General features: G+C 55.6%; 10 protein-coding genes. 2 read left to right on the top strand and 8 right to left on the bottom strand.

The annotated features are described in order from the left end of the window. Positions 1 to 222: DUF3833 family protein (locus B3Z49_RS08770; RefSeq protein ID WP_296990048.1), on the top strand; the 222-nt coding region annotated here is incomplete at its 5' end. On the opposite strand, the gene B3Z49_RS08765 is transcribed toward B3Z49_RS08770, so the two are convergent. The 3 genes from B3Z49_RS08765 to B3Z49_RS08755 are packed head-to-tail and all read right to left on the bottom strand — an operon-like array spanning position 185 to position 2186. Then, a complete protein-coding gene (locus B3Z49_RS08765; RefSeq protein ID WP_296990045.1) occupies positions 185 to 631 on the bottom strand; it encodes a nuclear transport factor 2 family protein in 447 nt (148 codons plus the stop codon). The two genes, B3Z49_RS08770 and B3Z49_RS08765, sit on opposite strands and share 38 nt — an antisense overlap. A 2-nt stretch (positions 632 to 633) precedes the next feature. Next, a complete protein-coding gene (locus B3Z49_RS08760; protein ID WP_064788693.1) occupies positions 634 to 1395 on the bottom strand; it encodes an SDR family NAD(P)-dependent oxidoreductase in 762 nt (253 codons plus the stop codon). Beyond that, entirely contained in the window at positions 1392 to 2186 is a 795-nt protein-coding gene (locus tag B3Z49_RS08755; protein WP_296990042.1) for a DUF6134 family protein, read from the bottom strand. The genes B3Z49_RS08760 and B3Z49_RS08755 overlap by 4 nt, the downstream gene beginning before the upstream one ends. A gap of 163 nt (positions 2187 to 2349) precedes the next feature. On the opposite strand from B3Z49_RS08755, the gene B3Z49_RS08750 reads away from it, so the two are divergent. Continuing rightward, complete coding sequence (locus B3Z49_RS08750) at positions 2350 to 3138, top strand: RluA family pseudouridine synthase (RefSeq protein WP_296990039.1); 789 nt, start codon at positions 2350 to 2352, stop codon at positions 3136 to 3138. Here B3Z49_RS08750 and B3Z49_RS08745 read toward each other — a convergent pair. From B3Z49_RS08745 to B3Z49_RS08725, 5 genes are all read right to left on the bottom strand, one after another. Beyond that, positions 3085 to 4011 carry an AEC family transporter gene (locus B3Z49_RS08745; RefSeq protein WP_064781233.1) on the bottom strand — a complete coding sequence of 309 codons (927 nt, stop codon included), beginning with the start codon at positions 4009 to 4011 and terminating at the stop codon, positions 3085 to 3087. The genes B3Z49_RS08750 and B3Z49_RS08745 overlap by 54 nt on opposite strands. 56 nt (positions 4012 to 4067) lie before the next feature. Next, entirely contained in the window at positions 4068 to 4343 is a 276-nt protein-coding gene (locus B3Z49_RS08740) for a methylglyoxal synthase (protein WP_349676374.1), read from the bottom strand. Positions 4344 to 4497: 154 nt separating this feature from the next. Beyond that, positions 4498 to 5904, bottom strand: coding sequence for a dihydrolipoyl dehydrogenase (gene lpdA / locus B3Z49_RS08735; protein WP_296990034.1), 1407 nt, complete (start codon positions 5902 to 5904; stop codon positions 4498 to 4500). Between the two features lie 24 nt (positions 5905 to 5928). Next, the gene (gene odhB, locus B3Z49_RS08730; protein ID WP_063089369.1) at positions 5929 to 7203 is read right to left on the bottom strand and encodes a 2-oxoglutarate dehydrogenase complex dihydrolipoyllysine-residue succinyltransferase; all 1275 of its coding nucleotides are present in this window, start codon (positions 7201 to 7203) and stop codon (positions 5929 to 5931) included. Positions 7204 to 7308: 105 nt separating this feature from the next. After that, positions 7309 to 9183, bottom strand: a 1875-nt coding sequence (locus tag B3Z49_RS08725) for a 2-oxoglutarate dehydrogenase E1 component (RefSeq protein ID WP_296990028.1), incomplete at its 5' end; no start/stop codon positions are given.

The raw sequence follows: 9183 nt of genomic DNA, 5'->3' as shown, positions 1-9183 counted from the left end.
AAGGCGATTGGCAGTCAGTACGGCAACGCGCTAAACTGGTCTTATGACATGGATCTTAAGGTCGGTGATGGTGCCTGGCGGGTGACGTTCGACGACTGGATGTTCCTGCAACCCGATGGGGTTCTGGTCAACCGGGCACGGGTCAAGAAATGGGGCTTTGAGATCGGCGAAGTAACGCTGTTTTTCACAAAGACCCAACGCGTCGCGCAAGCCGCTGAATAAACCAGCGCAGTACCGGGATTTTGGCATAGAAGTTCTGGCCGGAATCCCAGTGGTCAAAATGCGATGCCAGGCGCGTGCCATCGTCGTTAAACGTCACCTCTGACATGCCGGTAAATTCCCAGTTGCCGATCACCTTTACCCACGCACTAAAGCGCCAGCGTAAAAATCCGCGATCCCGATCGATCGCACTATGGGTGACTATAAAACGCGGATGATCCGCATCGGTAAATGCCTTGGCCAGATAGGCACAAACGGCGTCTGGACCCCTGACGGTCGTGAACGGGTCGCAAAAGACGAAATCGTCTGTCACCAGTTCCTTTAACTGATCAACAGTCTCAAGCGACAGTTTCTCGTAATAGTCTGCGTAAGTTGCCAGCAACTGGCGCTTGGCGTCGGTGATGTCGTTCATGATCAGAGCAGCTTACGCATCAGTTTGAAGAAAATCGGATAAGGCAGAATTTGCGTCAGCTTCAATTGCCGCACAAATGGGGGCGGGAAGGCAATCTCGAATTTGTCACTGCCGCACAGCCCGCGATAGATGTAATCGGCGGCCTGTTCCGGTTCGAGCAGATAGGGCATTTCAAAATCGTTCTTGTCGGTCAGCCGTGTTTTAACAAACCCCGGATTGATCACGCGCAACAAAACGCCGCTGCCGCTTAGTTCGGTATGCAGGGATTCACACAGATTGATCAGGGCAGCCTTTGTCGGACCATAGGCTGCGGCATTGGGCAGGCCGCGGTAACCTGCCACCGATGCCATGACGGCAATCTCGCCAGATTTGCGTGCGCGCATCTTGTTCAAAAGCGGCTCCAGACAATTGACGATGCCCATGTAATTGGTATCGACGTGACTGCGGATGGTTGCGGCTGAAAACGCACTCAGCTTCATCGGGGAATAAATACCAGCCGCCAAAACAACCAGGTCAGGCAGGCCAAACTGCTTTTCAACCTTGGCAATCGCACCATTCACCGCATTTGTATCGGTAATATCGACCGGAACCGGGGTTAAACCCGGCATTTCAGCCGCAAGTTCATCGAGTTTGTCGGAATTTCGGGCCGAAATGATGATTTTTTGCGCGGAGGATGTCGGGTTTTCGTGGAGTTTGCGTGCCAATGCGGCACCAATCCCTGAAGACGCCCCGATAATCCAGATGGTCTGGAAGTGCTTTTTCATTCCTCATCCTTTTGCGCGGTTTGCGTCGCGCAATTCATGCAACGATATGTGATCTGCGATCCGTCGCGTGCCTCGAAGGCAAGACCGACCCAACGGCCGTCGGCATCATACCATGCGGTGGTTTCAAGTTCGCCGTCATAGGTGAAACGGGTGGCGCGCAACGTGCCGCTGGTTGTCTGCAGCGTTTCTGGCTCGTTCGCGCTGATATCGACCGCGTTTGATTTACCGGTGATGGTATTAAGGACCGCTTTGCTATCCAAGACACCGCAATGCCAGTGATCGGTCGGGAAAATCCCGTTTGGCAATGACTGATCCCCCTCCGGGCCAGTGACAACGAGTGTGCCCTGCGCATTAGGTTTGGCGACCACCTCGGTCTTGTCACCATCATCATCTACCCGCACTGAAAGGGCGGCCAGACGGTCACCTTGCCACAGGCTTTCGGATCGATAGTCAAAGCTATAGGCGTTAAACCCTAAAAAGCTGATATCGATATTGCTTTGGGCAACCACCTGCAGGCCATCACGCCCCTGATTGAACTGCACAACATGGCTCCCAACCGGGGAGTCATTGCGCCGGATCTGAAAGCGAAGCTCGTTGCCATATCGCTGGATCGCATCAAATTCGCGGCAGGTTTCCGGGCCATCAAATGCCTCGGAAAGGCGCGCTTGCTCAACGGGTGTGCTGTTGGGTGGCGTTGATGATTGCGGGTCGGCCGCAAAGGCATTGGAAGACAGCGCGATACCGCCCGCAAAGGCGCAGGCGCCAAACAGCAATTTGACCGGATATGCCATGGATGTCTTCATGATTGATACCAAAGCCAGGTTGAAAAACTAATACTCCCTTCTTGTTACGCACTGGCGTGATCTGCGGATCAAACGTCATGATCATTGCCCGCAAAGGTCTGATGGGGTAAGCAGGGCTCACGGGCCAAGACCCGAAATGAAAGGCCACGCCATGCCCCATCCGATTGCAGACGACCTGATCGCGCATGTTCTGCACCGCGATTCCAACATCATTGTTCTGAACAAGCCGCCCGGGTTGGCCTCGCATGGTGGGCCGAAAACCTATTTTCATGTTGATGCCTATCTGCCGGATCTGAAATTTGGCATTCAGCCGGAACCGACACTCGCACACCGCCTCGACCGTGATACGGCGGGCTGTCTGTTGCTGTGCCGTCATCCGAAATCGTCAAAAAAGATCACCCGCCTGTTCACCGAAAAGAAAATCGGCAAGTCCTATTGGGCGGTGGTCCGCGGTGCAATGGAAGAGGATCACGGCTTTATTGATGCGCCGATTGGCAAGATCAATGATGAAAGCGGCTGGACCATGCTGGTGCATGAAGATGGTCAGCCGTCAAAAACCGAATATACCGTGCTCGGACGTGGCAAGGATGCGGATGGCAAGGACATTACCTGGCTTGAACTTGTCCCGCATACCGGGCGGACCCATCAATTGCGTGTGCATCTTGATCATGTGGGGCACCCGGTGATCGGCGATCCGTTTTATGGCCGTGGTGACGAACCGCCGGTCTTTGGTGCACCGCCGACCCTGATGCTGCTATCGCGCCAGATCATCGTTCCATTCCATGCCGACCGTGATCCGGTGATTGTCGATGCCCCGCCGCCCGAACTGATGCGCGCCGGTCTGGAAGCATGCGGTTACGTCGGCGAGTACGCCGCGCATGCAAGCTCAATTGATGCTCAGTACACCGGCGATGACAGCGACGCTGAAGGCGGAGAGTAACGTCTCCAGCGTGATGATCGATGCCATTGCCTCCGGGTCGCCATTGAGTTGGCGTGCGAGGATATAGGCATTGCCCGCACATGGCATACCGGCATAAAGAACCCCCATCGCCAGAACCATGCCATCGACACCGGCAAGATACAGGCAGACGCCGGTAATAACCGGCAAAACCGCAAGCTTGATGGTGGTGGCAAGGGCAATCGCGCCCACGGCCTTTTTATCCATGACAAAGCGCAAACCCGCCCCGACCGAAAGCAGGCTGAGCGGCAGGGCGGCTGTCTTGAACAGGGCGGCGGTATTTTCAATTGGCAACGGAACGTGAATATTACTCACATTCAGGATGGCGCCGGCACCGGCGGCAATAATGATCGGGTTTTTCAGAACGCCTGCAATGATCCGCTTAAGGTTGCTTTTGCCACTGCTAAAGGCGCTTAGAACCACAACGCCCAGCATGTTGGTGGCAATCACCATCACCGCAACAAAGATGATGGCAAGCGCCAATCCTTCTGCCCCGTAAAGCGCATCGGCAACCGCCAGCAGGACATAACTGTTGTAACGTACCGAGCCCTGAAAGATGGATGTGAAAAGCGGCGTGTCACGCGTGATCACCGGACGGAGCAAAAGCAGGGCCGCTGAAAGCCCCAGTGTCGCAGCAAGCGTGACACCAACGGCGGTGCCCGCATGGCCGCTGGAAAAATCAGCGCGATAAATCTCGACGATCAGAAGCGATGGCAGCAACAGATAATAGGTCAGCCGATCAATTCCGGCCCAGATATCGGCCGTTTTGATCAGGAAATGCTTTAAGGCCGCGCCAACCAGAATGGCGGCAAAGATCGGAAAGATCGCGGCGATGACATCATAGGCGAGCTGCATGGCGGGTGGGGCGCTCCGGCGCAGAAAACGTCTTGTTGGGCCGTTTGGGGTGCGGGCTAAACCTTGCGGTTGCTGTAATCGGCAAAGACCTGTTCGGGGGAATGGTTGCGATATTGTTCGCAGATTTCCTCGAACTTCGGATTGCTGATCAAAAGATCGGCCGTGCTTTGGTTGCAGGCAATCGGCACTTCATACATGTTGGCCAGCCGGATCAGGGCGCGGACATCGACATCGTGGGGCTGGGGTGTCATCGGGTCGGTGAAGAAGAACATGGCTTGCAATTCGCCGTGCGCAATCATCGATCCCAATTGCTGATCGCCGCCAAACNNCATACTAATCCCCAAAGCCCCCCAGCGTCACCTGCCAAAAGTCTGACAATTCCACAAACTTCATAAAATTTAGGGACTTAGGCGTTTCTGGTGGCCAAAACAAAACGGCCGTCCCAAGTGAATGGGACGGCCGTTTGCAGATCAGAGAACTGATCAATTACATGTGGATGGCGCGTTTGTCCGCGTCCAACGCTGCTTCCTTGACGGACTCGCCAAGGGCAGGGTGGGCGTGGCAGGTGCGTGCGATGTCTTCGGCAGAAGCGCCGTATTCCATCGCCAGAACCACTTCGGCAATCAGATCGCCCGCAGCCGGGCCGACAATATGCGCGCCGACAACACGGTGCGTTTTCTTGTCTTCGATGATTTTGACAAAGCCCTCGGTGCTTTCCATTGCCTTGGCGCGACCGTTTGCGGTGAAGGGGAATTTGCCGACTTTGTAGTCTGCGCCTTCTTCCTTCAGCTGCTCTTCGGTTTTGCCAACAGCGGCAACTTCGGGCCAGGTGTAAACAACACCCGGGACCTTGCCGTAATCGACATGGCCTTCTTCACCGGCCAGCATTTCTGCCAGGGCAACGCCATCTTCCTCGGCCTTGTGGGCCAGCATCGGACCGACGATGGTATCGCCAATCGCAAAGATGCCGCCAACATTGGTCTGGAAATGCTCGTCGGTTTTGACACGACCACGATCGTCGAGTTCAACACCGACAGCGTCCAGGCCAAGGCCCTTGGTGTACGGACGGCGACCAATCGCCACCAGAACCACATCGGCTTTAAGCTCTTCTGCATCGCCGCCCTTGGACGGTTCAACAGTCAGGGTCACGCCAGACTTGGTGGTCTTGGCACCGGTAACCTTGTGACCGAGTTTGAAGTCAAGACCCTGCTTGGCAAAGATGCGCTGGGTCTGTTTGACCAGCTCGCCATCCATGCCCGGCAGAATGCGGTCAAGATATTCAACAACGGTAACTTCGGCACCCAGACGACGCCAGACGGAACCCAGTTCCAGACCGATCACGCCTGCACCGATGACAACCATCTTTTTCGGCACTTTCGGAAGAACCAGTGCACCGGTCGAGGAGACGATTTTTTCTTCGTCAATTTCGACACCCGGCAGCGGGGTGACTTCCGAACCCGTCGCAATGACGATGTTCTTGGCATTCAGGGTTTCTTCGCCGCCATCCAGAAGGGCAACCTTGACCGAGGTCGGCGAAGTGATTTCGCCGGCACCTTTGACATAGGTAACCTTGTTCTTCTTGAACAGGAACTCGATGCCTTTGACATTGCTGTCAACGACCTTGTCCTTGCGGGCCATCATCTTTTCGATGTTGACCTTCGGCTTGGAGACTTCGATGCCGTGGGTATCGAAATGCTCGGTCGCTTCTTCGAACAGGTGCGAGGAATGCAGCAGGGCCTTGGACGGAATGCAGCCTACATTGAGGCAGGTACCGCCAAGTGCGCCGCGTTTTTCAACGCAGGCGACTTTGAGGCCAAGCTGTGCGGCGCGGATGGCGCAAACATAACCGCCAGGACCGCCACCGATCACGACAACGTCGTAGTTCTCACTCATGAGTTCTTTGATCCTTTTGTCTGATCAGATATCGAGCAGGATGCGTTCCGGGTTCTCGATGCATTCCTTGACGCGTACCAGGAAGGAAACGGCTTCACGGCCGTCAATGATACGGTGGTCATAGGAAAGGGCGAGATACATCATCGGACGAATTTCGACTTTGCCGTCGATTGCGACCGGACGCATCTGGGTCTTGTGCATGCCAAGAATACCGGACTGCGGCGCGTTCAGGATCGGGGATGACAGAAGGGATCCAAAGACACCACCGTTGGAGATGGTGAACGATCCGCCGGTCATTTCATCCATGCCCAGTTTGCCGTCACGTGCACGCTTGCCGAAATCGACAATGGTGCTTTCCAGATCCGCAAAGGTTTTTTCCTCTGCCGAACGGATGACCGGAACAACCAGACCCTGCGGGGTACCAACGGCAACGCCGATATCGCAGTAGTTTTTATAGATGAAGCTGTTGCCATCGATCTCGGCATTGACAGCCGGCCACTCTTTGAGCGCCGTGGTGCAGGCCTTGATGAAGAAGGACATGAAGCCAAGCTTCACACCGTGTTTCTTCTCGAAACCGTCTTTGTACTTGTTACGGCAAGCCAGAAGGTTGGTCATGTCCACTTCGTTGTAGGTGGTCAGCATGGCCGCAGTGTTCTGGGCTTCTTTCAAACGGCGCGCGATGGTCTGGCGCAGCTTGGACATTTTGACACGCTCTTCACCGTCACGCAGTTCACGTTCCGGTTTCGGTGCTGCCGGGGCGCTCGGTGCCGGGGCAGCAGCGCGCGAAGCAGATCCGCCGCCTTCGAGGAAGTTCAGAACGTCGCCCTTGGTCAGGCGGCCGTCTTTGCCCGTTGCCGGGATTTTGGACGGATCAAGGTTCTTGTCTTCGACCAGTTTGCGAACAGCCGGTGCCAGCGGATGATCGCTGTTTGACGCGGTCGTTTCTGCCGGGGCAGCAGCCGGGGCTGCTTTCGGCTCTTCTTTCTTGGCCGGAGCTTCTTCTTTTTTCGCGGCCGGGGCTTCTTCCTTGGCCGGTTCATCAGAAGCAGCGGCGCCTTCGGCACCTTCGTTGATGTGCGCGATCAGCGCGCCAACTTCAACTTCGTCGCCTTCACCAACGACCAGCTCGGCAATTGCGCCAGCAACCGGGGAGTTGACTTCGACGGTGACCTTGTCGGTCTCAAGTTCGACAATTGGTTCATCGGCTGCAACAGCGTCACCGACTTTTTTGTACCATTTTGCCACCGTGGCTTCAGATACAGACTCGCCCAGTGCGGGAACTTTAACTTCAGTCGCCATTTTTTCCTCGACCGTTTTTTCAATCAGGCAGTGTGGGTCTGCCAGCATACGAATGAAATCTAAATGAACGTGGCGGACGGGCGATTTCTCGCCCGTCCGGTAAAGTTATTTTACGCTAAGTGCCGCGTCGACCAGCTCAGCCTGCTCGCGCAGGTGGGCTTTCAGAAGGCCCGTTGCCGGCGAAGCAGATGCTGCGCGACCGACATAAACAGGACGACCTGCCTTGTGCTTGATGCTGGCGAGCGTTGCCTCGATCCGGCGATCAACGAAGAACCAGGAACCCATGTTTTCCGATTCTTCCTGACACCAGACGACATCAGCATTCGGGTATTTGGCCAGTTCCGTTGCCAGTTCTTTTTCCGGCCACGGATAAAGCTGTTCGACACGCACAAGCGCAACATCTTCGATGCCACGGTTTTCGCGTTCGGCAAGCAGATCGTAATAGACCTTGCCCGACGACAGAACGACGCGTTTGACCTTCTTGTCGTCAACCAGCTTAGCGGTTTCGCTGATCACAGGCAGGAATGTCGTTCCCGTCGCAAAGTCGGACAGGTTCGACACGCACTGTTTGTGACGCAGAAGCGATTTCGGCGTCATCAGGATCAGCGGCTTACGGAACGAGCGACGGATCTGACGGCGCAGGATGTGGTAATAGTTTGCCGGCGTCGTGCAGTTCGCCACCTGCATGTTGTTTTCACCACAAAGCTGCAGGTAACGTTCCAGACGTGCGGAACTGTGTTCCGGACCCTGGCCTTCGTAACCATGCGGCAGCAGCATTACCAGACCCGACATACGCAGCCATTTGGCTTCGCCCGAGCTGATGAACTGGTCAATGATGACCTGTGCACCGTTGGCAAAATCACCGAACTGGGCTTCCCAGAGAACCAGCGAATGCGGTTCTGCAAGGGTGATGCCGTATTCGAAGCCAAGAACACCTGCTTCGGACAGGGGCGAGTTGAGAACTTCAAGCTCGGCCTGACCGGTACGGATGTTGTTGAGCGGAGTGTATTTTGCTTCGGTGGTCTGATCGATCAGCTTGGCATGACGCTGCGAGAACGTACCACGCTGGCAATCCTGACCCGACAGACGAACCGGCGTGCCTTCGCACATCAGGGTCCCGAATGCCAGGGCCTCGGCGGTTGCCCAATCAATACCTTCGCCGGTTTCGAACATCTTCGCTTTGGCCTTCAACTGACGGAGGATTTTGCGGTTGATGTCAAAGTCACTCGGCGGGGTCGAAAGTGCGCGGCCGACTTCCTGCAGCAGGTCGTTTTCAACGCCGGTTTTACCGATCCAGTCGGCATCTTCACCATGTGAGGACGCAAGACCCGACCATTTGCCTTCAAGCCAGTCAGCCTTGTTCGGACGGTAGTTTTCGGACGCCTTGAACTCTTCATCAAGGTAGTCCTGGAACGACTTGTCCAGTTCCTTGATACGTTCTTCGCTCAGAAGACCTTCCTTGACCAGCTGCTGGGCATAGATGTCCTTGGTGGTCGGGTGTTTGCCGATCACGTCGTACATCTTTGGCTGGGTGAATGCCGGCTCGTCGCTTTCGTTGTGGCCAAAGCGGCGATAGCAGAACATGTCGATAACGACGTCCTGCTTGAATTCCTGACGGAATTCGGTCGCGATGCGGGCCGCATGAACCACAGCTTCGGGATCGTCGCCATTGACGTGCAGGATCGGAGCCTGAACGACCTTGGCAATGTCCGAGCAATAAGGCGAAGAACGGGAATCGGTTGGTTTGGTCGTGAAACCAATCTGGTTGTTGACCACAAAGTGGATCGTACCACCGGTACGGTAGCCTTTGAGGTGCGACAGATCGAAGGTTTCCGCCACAAGACCCTGACCGGCAAAGGCCGCATCACCGTGCAGGAGGATACCCATAACCTGCTCGCGATTGGTGTCTTTGCGCTGGGCCTGCTTGGCGCGGACCTTACCAAGAACAACCGTGTTCACCGCTTCAAGGTGCGACGGGTT

The sequence above is a fragment of the Thalassospira sp. UBA1131 genome (assembly GCF_002311515.1).
GTDB lineage: Bacteria > Pseudomonadota > Alphaproteobacteria > Rhodospirillales > Thalassospiraceae > Thalassospira.
Note: the sequence above shows the minus strand (reverse complement) of the source record. Positions and strands in the feature narration are given on the sequence as shown.

Coding starts and splice junctions, on each gene's coding strand:
- B3Z49_RS08755 (WP_296990042.1), bottom strand. CDS start 2,186: ATGGCATATCCGGTCAAATTGCTGTTTGGCGCCTGCGCCTTTGCGGGC.
- B3Z49_RS08745 (WP_064781233.1), bottom strand. CDS start 4,011: ATGCAGCTCGCCTATGATGTCATCGCCGCGATCTTTCCGATCTTTGCC.
- lpdA (WP_296990034.1), bottom strand. CDS start 5,904: ATGAGTGAGAACTACGACGTTGTCGTGATCGGTGGCGGTCCTGGCGGT.
- B3Z49_RS08765 (WP_296990045.1), bottom strand. CDS start 631: ATGAACGACATCACCGACGCCAAGCGCCAGTTGCTGGCAACTTACGCA.
- B3Z49_RS08750 (WP_296990039.1), top strand. CDS start 2,350: ATGCCCCATCCGATTGCAGACGACCTGATCGCGCATGTTCTGCACCGC.
- B3Z49_RS08760 (WP_064788693.1), bottom strand. CDS start 1,395: ATGAAAAAGCACTTCCAGACCATCTGGATTATCGGGGCGTCTTCAGGG.
- odhB (WP_063089369.1), bottom strand. CDS start 7,203: ATGGCGACTGAAGTTAAAGTTCCCGCACTGGGCGAGTCTGTATCTGAA.